At 63.6% G+C, this 14290-nt stretch carries 14 protein-coding genes; 7 read left to right on the forward strand and 7 right to left on the reverse strand.

The window, feature by feature from the left end; genetic code table 11:
- The first annotated feature begins 3 nt into the window (after window positions 1-3).
- Window positions 4-1218, forward strand: a complete 1215-nt coding sequence (locus A0J57_RS00780; protein WP_044662217.1) for an aromatic ring-hydroxylating dioxygenase subunit alpha — start codon at window positions 4-6, stop codon at window positions 1216-1218.
- 67 nt (window positions 1219-1285) lie between these two features.
- Here the strand turns inward: A0J57_RS00780 and A0J57_RS00785 are convergent, their stop codons facing one another.
- The 5 genes from A0J57_RS00785 to A0J57_RS00805 form a co-directional block, all read right to left on the reverse strand.
- Window positions 1286-2434, reverse strand: a complete 1149-nt coding sequence (locus A0J57_RS00785) for a phosphotransferase (protein ID WP_044662218.1) — start codon at window positions 2432-2434, stop codon at window positions 1286-1288.
- Window positions 2435-2573: 139 nt separating this feature from the next.
- Entirely contained in the window at window positions 2574-3716 is a 1143-nt protein-coding gene (locus A0J57_RS00790; protein WP_044662219.1) for an epoxide hydrolase family protein, read from the reverse strand.
- Between the two features lie 15 nt (window positions 3717-3731).
- On the reverse strand, window positions 3732-4826 hold the full coding sequence (locus tag A0J57_RS00795) for a phosphotransferase (RefSeq protein WP_044662220.1): 1095 nt from the start codon (window positions 4824-4826) through the stop codon (window positions 3732-3734).
- Window positions 4827-4829: 3 nt separating this feature from the next.
- Entirely contained in the window at window positions 4830-6407 is a 1578-nt protein-coding gene (locus tag A0J57_RS00800; protein WP_044662221.1) for an NAD(P)/FAD-dependent oxidoreductase, read from the reverse strand.
- Window positions 6408-6433: 26 nt separating this feature from the next.
- The gene (locus A0J57_RS00805) at window positions 6434-7270 is read right to left on the reverse strand and encodes an SDR family oxidoreductase (RefSeq protein WP_044662222.1); all 837 of its coding nucleotides are present in this window, start codon (window positions 7268-7270) and stop codon (window positions 6434-6436) included.
- Window positions 7271-7493: 223 nt separating this feature from the next.
- On the opposite strand from A0J57_RS00805, the gene A0J57_RS00810 reads away from it, so the two are divergent.
- From A0J57_RS00810 to A0J57_RS00820, 3 genes are read left to right on the forward strand one after another with little or no spacing between them, the layout of a single operon-like run.
- Window positions 7494-8744: an acyl-CoA dehydrogenase family protein gene (locus A0J57_RS00810; RefSeq protein ID WP_235600736.1), complete on the forward strand. Its 1251-nt coding sequence runs from the start codon at window positions 7494-7496 to the stop codon at window positions 8742-8744.
- A gap of 17 nt (window positions 8745-8761) precedes the next feature.
- The gene (locus A0J57_RS00815) at window positions 8762-9127 is read left to right on the forward strand and encodes a hypothetical protein (RefSeq protein WP_009823784.1); all 366 of its coding nucleotides are present in this window, start codon (window positions 8762-8764) and stop codon (window positions 9125-9127) included.
- A 7-nt stretch (window positions 9128-9134) separates the two neighbouring features.
- Complete coding sequence (locus tag A0J57_RS00820; protein ID WP_044662224.1) at window positions 9135-9842, forward strand: TetR/AcrR family transcriptional regulator; 708 nt, start codon at window positions 9135-9137, stop codon at window positions 9840-9842.
- Window positions 9843-9896: 54 nt separating this feature from the next.
- Here the strand turns inward: A0J57_RS00820 and A0J57_RS00825 are convergent, their stop codons facing one another.
- Window positions 9897-10343 (reverse strand): hypothetical protein, encoded by a 447-nt coding sequence (locus tag A0J57_RS00825; protein WP_235600737.1) that lies wholly within the window; start codon window positions 10341-10343, stop codon window positions 9897-9899.
- 106 nt (window positions 10344-10449) lie between these two features.
- Between A0J57_RS00825 and A0J57_RS00830 the strand changes: the two genes are divergently transcribed.
- The 3 genes from A0J57_RS00830 (at window position 10450) to A0J57_RS00840 (ending at window position 13639) form a co-directional block, all read left to right on the forward strand.
- Window positions 10450-11169 carry a GntR family transcriptional regulator gene (locus tag A0J57_RS00830; RefSeq protein ID WP_235600738.1) on the forward strand — a complete coding sequence of 240 codons (720 nt, stop codon included), beginning with the start codon at window positions 10450-10452 and terminating at the stop codon, window positions 11167-11169.
- Window positions 11170-11171: 2 nt separating this feature from the next.
- Complete coding sequence (locus A0J57_RS00835; protein WP_044662226.1) at window positions 11172-12335, forward strand: acyl-CoA dehydrogenase family protein; 1164 nt, start codon at window positions 11172-11174, stop codon at window positions 12333-12335.
- A gap of 80 nt (window positions 12336-12415) precedes the next feature.
- A complete protein-coding gene (locus A0J57_RS00840; protein ID WP_044662227.1) occupies window positions 12416-13639 on the forward strand; it encodes a cytochrome P450 in 1224 nt (407 codons plus the stop codon).
- A 43-nt stretch (window positions 13640-13682) separates the two neighbouring features.
- Here A0J57_RS00840 and A0J57_RS00845 read toward each other — a convergent pair whose 3' ends face one another.
- A complete protein-coding gene (locus A0J57_RS00845) occupies window positions 13683-14282 on the reverse strand; it encodes a malonic semialdehyde reductase (RefSeq protein ID WP_044662228.1) in 600 nt (199 codons plus the stop codon).
- Window positions 14283-14290 lie beyond the last annotated feature (8 nt).

The following is a 14290-nucleotide window of genomic DNA, read 5'->3' on the forward strand; positions in this document are numbered from 1 at the left end:
GCTATGCGTGAAGCTGCGTTGGAATTGCTCAACCGGACAATGGAGGAGCAGTTGAAGCGATCCGAGCATCCCAGCGATTTTCCGGCCCTTCCTCCGATTCCAGCCGGCCGCTACACCGACCCGCGTTTCGAAGCGCTGGAAAAGGACAGGCTTTGGAATCGCACCTGGCTGCTGGCCGGCATTGCGTCCGACCTCCCCGCGCCCGGTTCCTACCGCCTGTTCCAGCATCTGGACCGCTCGGTCATTCTCTCCCACGGCAAGGACGGTCGAATCCGGGCCTTTCACAATGCCTGCCGGCACCGCGGTTCCCCGCTTCTGCTTGAGCCACAGGGGCGCGCCATGCGCTTCATCTGCCCCTATCACGCCTGGGGCTACGACCTTGAAGGCACCCTCAAATCGGTTCCCAGCCAGCATGATTTCGCTTGTCTCGACAAGGCGGAAAACGGTCTGATCGAAGTGAAGTGCGATACCTATCGCGGCTTCATCTTCATCAATTTCGATGACGACGCTGAGCCGTTGCAGAATTTCCTGGGGGAATTCGTGGCGCTGACGGAAGGATATCCGCTGGAGCGCATGGTGGTGAAGGATCATTTCTTCGTCGAAATGGCGTGCAACTGGAAAATCGCCTATCATAATTTCCTTGAGATCTATCATGTCAACACGGTCCATCCCACGACGCTGGCGCCGCATCTGGATTCGCGCAGTTTCGTGATCGCGCTTTATGAAGGCGGTCATATGCGGTTCGGAACGCGGAAGAAGGGCGGGGAGTCGCTGTTCAAGACCCCGCCGGTCAAACCGGACGACATCGCGCCGGTATTTCTGGAAAATACGGTTGCGCTGCCGACCTTTCCCAACACATTTTTCTCGCTCGATCCGGTGGGATTCAACCTGCAATGCTTCTGGCCGATGGGGTCCGACCGGTCTGTCATGGAAGTGCGCCAGATGGGATGGTCGACCGACAGCGAAGAGGACAAGCTCTACTGGCAGGGGATGCGCGCGGCGACCGAACATATCCTGTCCGAGGATCTGTGCCTGTTCGAAAATATCCAGCAATCGCTGCGCAACGGGACGATCCCTTCGATCTGGGCCGGCTATCAGGAGCGCGCGCTTTACTGGTTCGAGGAGGAAATCGATCGGCGCATCGGGCCGGACCATGTGCCGGCGGACTTGCGCGTTCAGCCGCGCATTGCGTCCTTCATAGCGCCGCGCAGCGCCTGACCGCGCCTAAACGCCGCCGTTAAATCGATGCCCCTGCCGCGGTTCGAGCGCGGCAGGGGCATGATCGTCATTCGCCCAACAATTTCCAGCTGCCCAGATCTTCGCCCGCAGCGAAGAACCGCTCGTTCATCGGCAGGCCGTTCTGGCCCCAATAGTCCATGTTCGCCACCCAAGCCTGGATGCCGTACATCACCCAGCGCGGCACCTGTTCCTTCCAGATGGTGTCGAGGTCGATGACATTGGTCGCGCCTTCCCGGATCAGGCAGTCGCGGTAATGGGCGATCAGGTCGCGATGATTTTGGCGACGCTCCTCGATCGTCAGCGATCCGATGGTGAAATAGGTAAGGTCGCGCCATGGCCGCCCGCGCCGGCCCAGTTGCCAGTCGACCCACATGCGCTCGCCATTGGGCAGGATGTAAGTGTTGCCCTGATGGCAGTCGCCCAGGATGATGCAATAGGGCGCGTCGAAGGCGCGCTCGAAGGCGACCAGCCGGTCATAGGCGCGCTCGACCCTGCGCGCGTCGTCCAGATAATGTCTGGGTGCGATGGCGCGGAAATTGGGGTCTTTCAAATTTTCTTCGATCCAGTGCCACATGATGCGGACCTGGTCATAATCGACCGGCACCGCCATGGATGTCGGCAGCCAGGGTGCCGCTTCGGGCGTGATCAACGGGCTTTCCCACAGGCCCGCATGCAGCTTTGCCAAATCCGCCAGCGCGGTCGCGACCCCGTCGACACCGGCATGCTGGGTCGAGTGGCCGAACGTGCCGCCCCGGTCGATAAGGTCTTCCAGCACGATGACGCCGCGCGCCGAGCCGTCATCGTCCCAGTCGGCATAATAGCATGTGGCCGTATTGGCTGTGAGTTTGTCCGTCAGGAAATGATAGAAGCGCGCTTCGAGCGCATGGATGTCGACATCGTCGAACATGCCCGACCAGTTGGATTTGATGCACAGATTGCGCGGCAAGCCGGCGGCCCGCCCGGCCTCGTTCCAGTCCACCACGATGCGCAATTTGGTCGTGTGGCTGTCGAACAGCTGCACGACCTCCATCGATTGCGCGACGACGCCCGGATATTTGTTGGCCAGCAACGATCCCAGCCATGCGGCGTCGGGCGTGAAGCGACCGTGGGGCAGGGGCGCGGTGCGGGCGGGATAGGGGCGGGGGACAAGATGCCGATCGATGACGGCAAGGGGGGCGACGGCAGGCTCGCTCATGCATTATCCTCTCTCTTTTTTGGACTGCGCCGCCGCTCTGCATCGGTGCAGTCATCCGGCACGATCCTGATGCGGAGGCAATTTTGATCGACGGAGGACGAATCGAGCCTGCCGGGCGGTAGGGGGATTGCGGCAGGCGCTACCCTTGCATCGCGCCGAAGCAGGCCCGCAATTCCGCGACGAACAGCGCTGGCCGCTCGAAGGCCGCGAAATGGCCGCCGGCATCCAGCTCATTCCAGTGCATGAGGCGCGGGTAGCTGCGTTCGGCCCAGCGCCGTGATGGACGGAAAATCTCCTGCGCGAAGATGCTGACGCCGACCGGCAGGTCCAATTGACGCGCCTGAAACGCATTGGCGCTTTCCCAATAGAGCCGCGCGGATGACGCGCCGCTATTGGTGAGCCAGTAGAGGCTGATCACGTCCAGCATTTCGTCCCGTGTCAGCGCATTCTCCGGCACGCCCTGATTGTCGGTCCACGCCTGGAACTTCTCGTAGATCCAGGCGGCTTGCGCTACGGGCGAGTCCGCCAGCCCATAGCCGATCGTCTGCGGTCGGGTGCCCTGTAGCTTGGCGTAGCCGGAATCATGCTCCTGATAATATTGCATCCGCTCGACCGTTCTGGCCTCGGCCGGGGTCAGGTCGGCAAAGTCGCTTTCCTCCGGGAATACCAGCGGCATGTTGAAATGGACGCCGATACATTCGGGCGGCGCGGCCATGGCGATGGCGGTCGTGACCGCCGCCCCCCAGTCGCCGCCCTGCGCGGCGAAGCGGTCATAACCGAGGCGGCGCATGAGCTGGATCCAGCTTTGCGCGATCCTCTCGACGCCCCAGCCTGCGGCCGTCGGCTTGTCCGAAAAGCCGTAGCCTGGCAGCGAGGGGATGACGACATGGAAGGCTGGCGCGTCCGGCGCGCCATGGGCGGCGGGATCGGTTAGCGGTCCGAGCACCTTCAGAAACTCCAGCACCGATCCCGGCCAGCCATGGGTCAGGATCAGCGGCAGCGCGTCGGGCCGGGGACTGCGAACATGGATGAAATGGATCGACAGACCATCGATCGCGGTGGTGAACTGGGGCAGGGCATTGAGCGCCCCTTCGCACCGCCGCCAGTCATAGCCGTCCGCCCAATAGGCGCACAGATCGCGCAGCGCCGCCAGCGGGACGCCCTGACTCCAGTCGCTGACCGTCTCCGCCTCGGGCCAGCGCGTACGGCGCAACCTGAGGCGCAGATCGTCCAGTGCCGCCTGCGGAACATCGGCGCGGAAGGCCGTGACGGCGTCGGTCATCCGATCATCCTTACGTCAAAATTGCACGCCGAGCGCGGCGACCGTGCCCAAATCCTCGCCCGCCACGAAGATGCGCTCGACGATGTGCATGCCCTTCTGGCCCCACTCGTCCATGTTCGCGATCCACGCCTGCATCGCATAGGGCGGCCAGCGGCGATAATATTCCCACAGCGTGTCGTCATCCGGCACGCCCAGCGCCCCCGTTTCGACCAGGCAGTTCCGATAGTGGCGCAGCAGTTCCCGGTCATGGGAGCGCCGTTCCTCGATCGTGAGGGCGCCCAGAACGAAATAGGTGAAGTCCCGGATCGGCCGTCCCTTGCGGACGAGCTGCCAGTCGAGCCAGACGCGTTCGCCATCGGGGCGGACATAGCTGTTGCCCTGATGGCTGTCGCCATGGACCAGACACCATGGACCCCGTTCCTTGTTCTGCGCGAAATCGATCAGGGCGTTGTAGACGCCATGCAGGCGCGAGAGATCGCCCTTGATCCAGCCCGGCAGGAATGCCTGATAGTCCGGCTTGGCATGGTTCTGCTCGGCAAAGCCGTACATCATGGTCAGCTGCTGCGTGTCCACCGGCGTCGCCATGGAGACGGGCAGCCAGTCGGCCGCGTGAAGGACCGGACTGTCCCAGAAGGCGCCATGAATGCGCGCCAGGCTGGCGACGCCGCGCGCCGCTTCCTCCACGCCCATATGGTCGGTGCTGATCCCGAAATGACCGCCCTCGATGGATAGATCCTCCATCACGACCAGTCCCTGACCGCTGTCGGGGCGCGGATCCCATGCCTCGAAATAGGAGCGCGGGGCGGGGAATGCGACGTGGCGGCGGAAATCCTCATAGAAACGCGCTTCGAGGCGGCAGATGCCCTGGCTGTCGAATTGCGCCCAATTGGCCTTGAGGCAGACATTGTCGGGGATGCCGGCCGCCTTGCCGACATCGTTGAGGGTCAGCTTCACCTGATATTTGGTGGTATGGCTGTTGCGGAGGAACACCTCCTCCATCGCCTCGACCACGATGCCGGGATAGCGCGGTTGCATGATCTGCGTCAGCCATTGCGCCGTCACATCGTCCAGATGGGCGGGGATTGCGACAGGATTAGGTTTGCTCGACATCGCTTATTTGATCTTCTTGAGTTCGCGCAGCGCGCGGTTGGCGGCGATCCGCCCGGCAATGCCGGACACGCCCCCGCCCGGATGCGCGCCGGCGCCGCCGATCAGGAAGCCAGGGAAGGGCGGCTTGGGGCCGCCGAAACCGGTGGCCGGGCGATGGACGCCCGAACGCAGCGCGCCGAAATCGATATGGGTCACGCAGCCATTGGTGACATTGAGCCGCTTCTCGCGCTCCCGAGCGGTTTCGACGAAGCGGCCGACTTCCGTGTCCAGGCCGTCGTAAAATTCACCCAGATGACTGATGACAGATGTCATGGTCCGGTCCTTGAGCGCGGGCGACCAGCCCTCCCGCGCGTCCACGGCGACGCCCGGCAGATAGACATAGGCGAGCGAGCCGCCGGGAGGCGCCTGCGTCGGGTCGGAATTGGACAATGGGCTCAGCGACATGGCGTGCCGATCGGGGATGTCGCCGCGTCGCGCCATGGCGAAGGACTCGCGCACTTCCTCCGGCGTGCCGATCAGACCGACCGCCTTGTCGAGATCGGCGTCGTCATGCCGCAAATCCTGATGCTTCTTCAGGCGGAGCGGCCCCGACATGGCGATATTGGCAAGGAAGGGCGCCGCGTTCGAGCGGTTCGCCGGGGCATGTTCGATCCGCTGGGTCAGCGTCCGCGGAACGCCGCCGGGCGTCGTGAGGCGCATGGCCGTGCGGGGGTCGCAGGTCGCGATGACCATCTTCGCGCGGATGACGCGGCCGTCCTCCAGCCGTACGCCCTTTGCCGCACCATCATCGACGATGATCTCGGCGACCGGCGCATTGAGCTCGATCGTCGCGCCCGACGCCTCGATGCTGCGCGCGAGCGCGTCGGCGAAGGATTGCAGGCTGCCGATCGGCTTGCCGGTGCCATATTTGTGGGTGACGGCGAAGATCATATAGGCGGCGGCATTGCCGTCGTCATCGACCGGGCCGGCCCCCGCCGCGATGCCCAGCAGCAGGGCGATCGTCGCCGGATGCTCGAACCGTTCGCAGGCGATCTGGTCCGCCGTCGCCTTCGACATGGCGATCAGCTCGTCCTTCAGGCGGACATTGCGGACCGCGCTGCCGATCATCTTCGACAGGTTCTTCACGTCCGGCCGCCCCGGCTCCGCCATCATCAGCGGAAAGCCGATGTCCATCATGACGTTCAGCGTCTTCATGAACTCCAGATAGGCCTTGCCGTCATTGCGGTTGATGCGGGCAATATCCTCCGCCGTGCGGTGATAGTCGTAGAAGAGCGCGATCGAGCTGCCGTCGGGATGGAGATAGGCGTAGGTCGGATCGGGATCGACCGTGCGCAGGCCATATTTGGGCAGGTCGAAATCCTCGATAATGCCGGATTTACGGGCGAACAGCAGTTCGACAGCGCAGGGCGTCACCAGATGGTCGGGGGCTTCGGGGATCATATAGCCCGAACTGGTCATGCCGCCGACCTTGGCCAGACGCTCGACCACGACGACCTTCTTGCCGGCCTTTGCCAGATATCCGGCGGCGGCCATGCCATTATGTCCTGCGCCGATGACGACGACGTCGACCTGATCCGTCATTACCTCTTCCCCTTTTTTGTGCCCGGTCAGCCGTTCGCCGCGGCGGTATAGGCCTTGCCCCATTCGGCCAGCGCTACGAGGCGGGTCTTGCGGTCGGCCTGGATCTGCGGGATTTTCTCCTCGTCCGGACCATCGGGAACGATCACCAACGGTTCCTTGCCCAGGCTGGCAAGGGCGAGCGCGCAGACATCGGCCGGATCATAGGCCATGGAATAATCCATTCCCAGCCCCTCGGTCGCGCGGCGCAGGGTCGGGGTATCCATGATGGGGGCCGCGATACCGACGATATCGACATTCTGTCCTTCCAGCTCGGCCCAGAGCGATTCGACGAAGTTGAGTTCGAACGCCTTGGTCGCGGAATACATGACCAGCCAGGGCTGCCCGCCAAGGCCCGCGCCGGACGACATGACGACGACCCCACCCTTGCCGCGCTTCAGGAAGCGATTGCCAAAGCCATGCACCGCTTCCAGCACATTGGCCGCGTTCATGGTGAGCAGCCGAAGCGAACGATCGACCGGTTCGCCGAAGAAACTGTTGCCCGCGCCGTCCGCGCCGGCATTGGAAATATAGAGGCCGATGTCCAGATCGGCGGTCGCCTCTACCAGTCGGCTTCCCGCGCTCTGTTCGGTGAGGTCGGCGGTGATGGCACGATATTCGATGCCATGTTCGGTTGCCAACCGCTGACCCAGTGCATCGAGCGCTTCCTGCCGCCGGGAGACCAGCACCAGATGGATGCCCATGGCGGCCAGTTGTTCCGCATAGCAGGCGCCGGTGCCTTCGGAGGCGCCAGCGATGATGGCCCAGGGACCATATTTGTCGGCGAAAGCTGCGCGATCGAAGGGCGGAAGGTCGATTTTACGCATCGGTGCAAGTCCTCTCTTGGAGCCGGCCTTATCGGCGCTGTCGGCGATTGCGCGGACCCTAGAAGAGGAGCGTCCGCCTACAGCCTATCGGGAGGCAGGGCGCGTCGAAACGAAAATTCAACGGTTCGCAGGACGGTGGGACGGATAGGACCGCCCGGACGTGCTTGCCGTATAATGACAATAACGTCATTATATTCGGAAACGGCGAGGAGCGATGATTCGGATGCGATCTGAAACGGTAGAAGAACGTCCGGCGCACAAGCGGCCCGTGGCCTTCGTGGCCGACCCAGTAGGCATCGCCGCGTCGCTGCGGCCCTTGCTGGAGAACCATGCCGCCGCGTGCGAACGCGAGCGGCGGATCGTTCCGGCGGTGATGGGGGCGTTGCGCGCATCCGGCCTGTTCCATATCACGGCGCCCGAACGCGCCGGTGGGCCAGGCCACAGGCTGACCACCCATATCGAGACAGTTGCCGAACTGGCCAAGGGCTGCGTCGGCACTGCCTGGGCCTATGGTCTGCTGTCAGGAATTACCGGAACGGCGTTCGCGCTGCCGCCGGCCATGACGGAGCGGCTGTTCCAGACCGGCGAGGAACTGTTTTGCAGTGCCTCCGCGCCTTCGGGCAAAGCGGTTGCGGTGTCGGGCGGCTATCGCGTGTCGGGGCGCTGGGGTTATGGATCGGGGTGCCTGCACGCCGATTGGGCGCTGAACGGCGTCATGATCGAAACGGATGGGGGTGTTGAACCGGCTCTGGCATTTCTGGATCTGCGCGACCCTGCTTGTTCGATCGAGGACAATTGGCATGTCGCGGGCATGGCCGGTTCCGGCAGCAACATGATCGTCGCGCGGGATCTGTTCGTGCCGGACGACCTGATCCTCTGGTCGTCGCGTACGCCGCCGGCCGAGGCGATCCTGGCGATGGAGGGGTTGGAACCGCGCGACCGATGGCCGATGGAGCCGCTATTTCCGCTGGGCGTGCTCGCGCCGATGCTGGGCGCGGCGACGGCATTGCTCGAAGGCGTGGTGCAGGCGATGCCCAGGCGACAGATAGTGGGCTGGACCTATGCCGGGCAGAGCGGTTCGGAGGCTCTGGTCGGCATGACCGGCCGCGCGGCGATGGAGATCGATTCGGCCTGGTTGCATGTGCGCCGTGCCGCCGGGATGTTGGACGAAACCGCGCAATGCCGCGTGCTCACCGGCTTCGACAAGGCTCAGATACAGGCCGATTGCGGCTATGCGATGGAATTGTTGCGCGCGGCGGGCAACCGGTTGATGGATATCGCCGGGCCGGGCGCCTTCGCCCTTTCCAGCCCCTTGCAGCGGATCTGGCGCGACCTGAGCGTCGGCACCCGTCACAATGCGTTGAACGGACAGCTTTCCATCGAGCTATATGGCCGGGCGATTACCGGCCTGCGATCCAATATCGCCCTGCTGCCCGACATCACGCCGGCCCCGGTCTGGGGGGAACCGAAATGACAGGAGAAGGACATATCATGACACAACCGACCGCACAGGAAATCGCGACATTCCTGAAGACCCAGGCCGAGATGTTCAGCGAGGGCCGTATCGACGATTTCATGGCGGCCTTCCGCGCAATCGCGCCGGGCGGATTCAAGGTGCAGGACCCGGCCACCGGCCCGGTGCAGGAGGGCTGGGACAAGCTGGAGGCCCTGTGCGCGCAATATGTCGGATGGAAACTGTTCGTCGAGGATGTGAAGGTGAGCGGCAACGAAGCCGTCATCTATGTCCGCAACGAAGGTGAATATGACGGGCATCCTGTCTGCGTGCACAGCATCGAACATTATATATTCGGCGAGGATGGCAGCCTGCTTGCGCGCTATTTCCACCCGATGCAATAGGGAGGCGATGTCCGACGCCGCGCCTGCTCCCGCTGATGTCGATCCGCGCACGGCGGCGGCTGCGATCAGGCGCGCCCGGATGCGCGAGCGGCTGCTGGACGCCGTGCTCGACCTGTATCAGCCGGGGCAGGGCAGCGGCAGTCTGGTGATCGATGACGTGATTTGCGCGGCGGGCGTATCGCGCGGCAGCTTCTACAAATATTTCGAGTCCCTCGACGCTGCGGTGAATGAATTGGGCGAGCGGATGACCGCGGACCTGATCGCCGATTTTCGCAGGCTGTTCGACGATGTGGCGGACCCGCTGGTCCGGGCGGTCGGCGGCGCGGCGATGGCGATGGCGCGGGCCTGGCATGATCCGCGCTGGGGCGGCTTTACCTGCCGCGTCGACTATGTCGATTATTTCGCGCGGGCGAGCATGTTCGACCTGCTGGTGCGCGATGCGCTGAAGGCCGCGCTGGATGGCGGGCAGATGCAGTTCCGGTCGATCGAGGTGGCAGTGGATCTGATCGTCGGCATGACGATCGAGGCGCGGCGGCGCCTGATGCTCCGGTCGGTCGAGCCACGCGCCTATGTCGACGAGATGATCGAGCGCACGTTCGCCGGTCTGGGAGCAGACCCCGCCGCCATCGCAACGGCCAGCGCGCAGGCATGGGATATGATGATGCAGGCCGCGCGCGGCCTTGGCTGGTGGCGGAGCGGGGAGGGGTTCGGCTGACCGGCCTACCCGGACTGCAATCGGAGAGCGTCGACTCCAGAAAAGGCCGAGGCGCTAGAGCTGGGTCCAGCAGGGCGTCCCGGCCTTGTTCAGCGGACCACAGCTCGCGATGCGCGTCGCGCCGTTGGACGCGATCAGAACCAGCCAGTCGCCGCTATCCTCGCAGCGCAGCGCCCAGGCCGCGTTAGTGCCGATATCTCCCCTGAACAGGGATTTGGACGTGCGCGAGCATGTCTGCCCTGCATCATGCATGAGCTTGGCAAAGGCAGCGCTGCGGCCGCTCGCATTCTGGGTTTCGATGGCGTTACTGTAGCTGTTGCGGCTGCTGCCCTGCCGCGTGACTTCGGCATAGCCGATCCGGGCGAGCAACAGGACCGCGATCATCAATGTGGGTATCAACGTCCACAGCAGCGCCCGGCGAACATTGCCGCCAGCATGGCCGCAAGCGCGGCACCACCCGCCATAACCGTTCTGCGGCGTTTTGCATTTCGGGCATTTCATGCAGCGGCCCTATAGCGGTTCGCTGTCCCGACACCCTATCCTTGGAGAGGAACGGACCGTTTCACGGTGCTGCATTCTATAGAATATGGAATCGCAGGATACATCCATGGTCTATTGGACATCCGCCCTTGAACGGCTTGACTCGCCCGAGATTTTGCAATCCCCGGCGACGCGGCGCCAGGCCGTGGCGGCGGTGTTGCGATCGAGGATCGTGGCGGGTGTCATTCCGCCCGGCGCGCTGCTGCGGGAAACGGCGCTGGCGCAGGACCTGAATGTCAGCGCGACGCCGGTCAGGGAAGCGCTGGGCACACTGGCGTCCGAAGGGCTGGTCGAAGTCGAAACCCACCGGTTGAAGCGGGCGACGCCGATCGACCCTGACGTGACCCGTGACCTGATCCGCGTGCAGGCCGAACTGTGGCGGCTGGGTTATGCCTGGGGCATGCCCCGCATCGGCGCTGCGGAGATCCGGACGCTGAAACGAGCGATCGCGCGCTATAGCGCGGCATTGCCGAGCGGCGAATATATGGCCGCGATCATGGCCGGGCTCGATTTCCACACGATCTTCATCAAGGCCTCGGAGAGCCGTGAATTGTTGCGGTCGACGCTGGACCGGCGCGGGCTGATCGCTCGCTTCATTTTTCTGCATGGCATCACGACCCTCCGCGAAAGCGGCCTCCGCGAGCATGAGGCGATACTGCAGGCCTTTCTGGCGGGCGATCAGGACGGCGTGCTGGCCTGCCTCGACCGGATGGCGGCGCGCCTGATCGCCCTGTGCGATGCCGAGGCCATGGCGGGCGGCGGTCTGGACCAACACCAAAAGGACTGACAATGGATTTCGAACTGCCCGAAGAATATCGCTCTTTCCGCGACATGGTGCGCCGCTGGGTGAACAGCGAAGTGCCCAAGGACTGGGCGCGCGCGCTGGAAAAGGACGAGCATCATTATCCCTTCGCGCTGTGGGACAAGTTCACCGAAGCGGGTTTCCACGGCGTCGGCATAGCGGAGGATTATGACGGGCAGGGCGGCGACGTCGTCATGCAGATGCTGCTGGCGCGGGAACTGGCCCGGTCGCTGGGCGGCCTGGCATGGATATGGGGCATCACCAGCTTTGCAGGGTCCAAATCCATCGGGCTTTACGGGTCGGCCGAACAAAAAGCGAAATATCTCCCGCTGATCGCGACGGGCCAGCTGAAGGCTGCGATCGCCTTCACCGAGCCGGGCGGCGGCACGGACCTGCTCGGCGCGATGGCCACCACGGCCGACCGGGTCGATGGCGGGTGGAGGCTCAATGGCGAGAAGATCTGGTCCTCCTCTGCCCATGTCGCCAATTATCTGCTGGTGATCGCGCGAAGCGACAGGGGCGTCGAGAAGAAGCATCAGGGCCTGACCCTCTTCTGGGTGCCGACGAAGACGCCGGGCGTGACGATCACGCCACTGGCCAAGCTGGGTATGCGGTCGATGGGCAGCTGTTCCGTTCATTTCGAGAATGCGCTCGTCGCGGACGAGCATGTTCTGGGTGAACCCGACAAGGCCTGGTACATGCTGCTGCCCACGCTCAACAACGAGCGCATCATGGTCGGCGCCTTCTGCCTGGGCGTCATCGATGGCGTGCTGGAAGACGCGCTGGACTATATGAAACAACGCAGGGCCTTTGGCGGGATCATCGGCCGCTTCCAGAGCCTGCAACATTATGTCGCCGACATGGCGACCATGCAGAAGACGACCGAACTGATGCTGCATTATTGCGCGCACAAGCAGAGCCGGGGCGAGAATGTCGGCGTCGAGGCCAATATGCTCAAGCTCATGGCGTCCGAAAACGCCAATGCCGCGGCGGACATGGGCATCCAGATATTGGGGGGCATGGGCTATTCGGCGGAAACCGACATGCAGCGTTACTGGCGTGACAGCCGCCTGTGGCGCATCGGTCCCATCACCAACGAAATGGTGCGCAACGGCATCGCGGAAAGCCTGGGGCTGCCGCGATCCTTCTGAAGGACAGGTGCCTGGCGCCTGGGCGGCGGCCCAATGTCCGCCCGAAATTTCCGGCAAAGACGACAAGGAGAGCCAGTGCGATGATGTTTCCCGAGCAACCGATCCCCGATCATGTGCCGCCCGAACTGGTGAGCCGGGATTTCCCCTTCATCTTCGGCATGACGACGACAGAGGATCCGTTCGACGATCTGGCGATGCAGGTGCATGAGGGGCCTGACATCATCTACGCCACCCACGCCTATCCGGGGGGCACGCCCGCCTGGGTGCCGCGCCGCATGGCGCATCTGCGCGAGATATATCTCGACACCGATCATTTCTCCTCGACCGACTTTTCGCCTTTCTCCAAGCTGGTGGGGGGGAACTGGATCAACTCGCCAGCGGAACTCGATCCGCCTGCCCACGGGCCTTTTCGCCAGATGGTCAACCCGGCCTTCACACCCAAGGCGATGGCGGCGCTGGAAGACAAGATCCGGCTCTATGCGGTGGAATATATCGACGCCTTCGCCCCGCGCGGCCAGTGCGAGTTCATGGGCGATTTTGCCTTTGAATTCCCCATCAAGGTGTTCATGGAACTGATGGGCCTGCCGCACGATCGGATGAGCGAGTTCATGGAGTGGGAAATGAACCTGCTCCACAATCATGATCTGTCCAAGATCGCGGAGGCGACGCGTAGCGTGCTTGCCTATCTGGGCGGAGAGATCGAGGACAGGCGGGCCAATCCACGCGATGACCTCATCAGTTTCGGCGTAAAGGGACAGATCAATGGCCGGGCGCTGACCGACGACGAACTGTTGGGCTTCATGTTCAACCTGTTCATCGGCGGTCTGGACACGGTTTCGACCAATATGGGCCTGCATTTCCGGCATTTGGGCAGCCATCCGCAGGATCAGGCCTTTCTGCGCGCGAATCCGTCGGAAATCCCGCACGCCATAGATGAGCTGATGCGGGCTTATGGCGCGGTGACCACCTTCAGAACCTGCAAGAAGGAAACCGAAGTGGCCGGCATCCGCTTCATGCCCGGCGACAAGGTGGCGATGTCGACCACGCTCGCCGGCCGTGATCCGGCCGAGTTCGACGCGCCTGCCGAGGTTCGGCTCGACCGGCGGCCACGGCATGTCGGTTTCGGCTTCGGCATCCATACCTGCGTCGGCATGCATCTGGCGCGGCGCGAGCTGCGGATCGCGATGGAGGAGTTTCTCGCCCGCATTCCCGACTTCCGCATCGCGCCCGGCCATCAGGTGGAATGCCATCTGGGGATGATCCAGCCGGTCGCGCTGCCGCTGGTATGGACGCCCGCAAGCTGAACGGCGGGAGGCGATCGCTTTGTGGCGGCCGCCTCCCTCGGCATCAGAGGTCGAGACAGGCCTCTTCGAAATCGAGCCGAGGGTTGCGGGGAAAGAGCCCGGCCGGGTCACCATAGCCGATATTGCACAGGAAATTGCTCTTCCACCGGCCGTCCGGGAAAAATTCCGCATCGGTGCCGGCCTGATCGAAGCCCGACATGGGGCCGCAATCCAGGCCCAGCACCCGCGCCGCCATGATCAGATAGGCGCCTTGCAGTGTCGAAGAACGCGCCAGAGTGTCCGTGATCAGCGCGTTCTTGCCCTCGAACGTGCTGCGCATGTCGCGCGTTGGGAAAAGCTTGCCGTAAAATTCGTAGAACCGCGTGTCGCCCGCGATGATCACGGTGCAGGGCGCCTGCATCACCTTGTCCACATTGCCCGCGCTCAGATGGGGTTTGAGGCGCGCCTTCGCGGCCTCCGAGCGGACGAAGACGAAGCGGCCCGGATTGCTGTTTGCCGTCGTAGGCCCCCATTTGGCGAGATCGTACAGGCGTCGGACGGTCTCGTCCGAAAGCGGCCGGGCGCTCCATTGATTATGGGTGCGAGCGTCGCGGAACAGCAGGTCCAGCATGGCGTCTCTAGCAATATCGGTCGTGTCCGGCATGGTCGCTC

The organism is Sphingobium sp. 22B (genome assembly GCF_001580035.1).
In the GTDB taxonomy this organism is placed as follows: domain Bacteria; phylum Pseudomonadota; class Alphaproteobacteria; order Sphingomonadales; family Sphingomonadaceae; genus Sphingobium; species Sphingobium fuliginis.

Bases quoted from the DNA above. Each gene is read 5' to 3' on its own strand.
- A0J57_RS00780 (WP_044662217.1), top strand. From the start codon at position 4: ATGCGTGAAGCTGCGTTGGAATTGCTCAACCGGACAATGGAGGAGCAG.
- A0J57_RS00785 (WP_044662218.1), bottom strand. From the start codon at position 2,434: ATGAGCGAGCCTGCCGTCGCCCCCCTTGCCGTCATCGATCGGCATCTT.
- A0J57_RS00790 (WP_044662219.1), bottom strand. From the start codon at position 3,716: ATGACCGACGCCGTCACGGCCTTCCGCGCCGATGTTCCGCAGGCGGCA.
- A0J57_RS00795 (WP_044662220.1), bottom strand. From the start codon at position 4,826: ATGTCGAGCAAACCTAATCCTGTCGCAATCCCCGCCCATCTGGACGAT.
- A0J57_RS00800 (WP_044662221.1), bottom strand. From the start codon at position 6,407: ATGACGGATCAGGTCGACGTCGTCGTCATCGGCGCAGGACATAATGGC.
- A0J57_RS00805 (WP_044662222.1), bottom strand. From the start codon at position 7,270: ATGCGTAAAATCGACCTTCCGCCCTTCGATCGCGCAGCTTTCGCCGAC.
- A0J57_RS00810 (WP_235600736.1), top strand. From the start codon at position 7,494: ATGCGATCTGAAACGGTAGAAGAACGTCCGGCGCACAAGCGGCCCGTG.
- A0J57_RS00815 (WP_009823784.1), top strand. From the start codon at position 8,762: ATGACACAACCGACCGCACAGGAAATCGCGACATTCCTGAAGACCCAG.
- A0J57_RS00820 (WP_044662224.1), top strand. From the start codon at position 9,135: ATGTCCGACGCCGCGCCTGCTCCCGCTGATGTCGATCCGCGCACGGCG.
- A0J57_RS00825 (WP_235600737.1), bottom strand. From the start codon at position 10,343: ATGAAATGCCCGAAATGCAAAACGCCGCAGAACGGTTATGGCGGGTGG.
- A0J57_RS00830 (WP_235600738.1), top strand. From the start codon at position 10,450: ATGGTCTATTGGACATCCGCCCTTGAACGGCTTGACTCGCCCGAGATT.
- A0J57_RS00835 (WP_044662226.1), top strand. From the start codon at position 11,172: ATGGATTTCGAACTGCCCGAAGAATATCGCTCTTTCCGCGACATGGTG.
- A0J57_RS00840 (WP_044662227.1), top strand. From the start codon at position 12,416: ATGATGTTTCCCGAGCAACCGATCCCCGATCATGTGCCGCCCGAACTG.
- A0J57_RS00845 (WP_044662228.1), bottom strand. From the start codon at position 14,282: ATGCCGGACACGACCGATATTGCTAGAGACGCCATGCTGGACCTGCTG.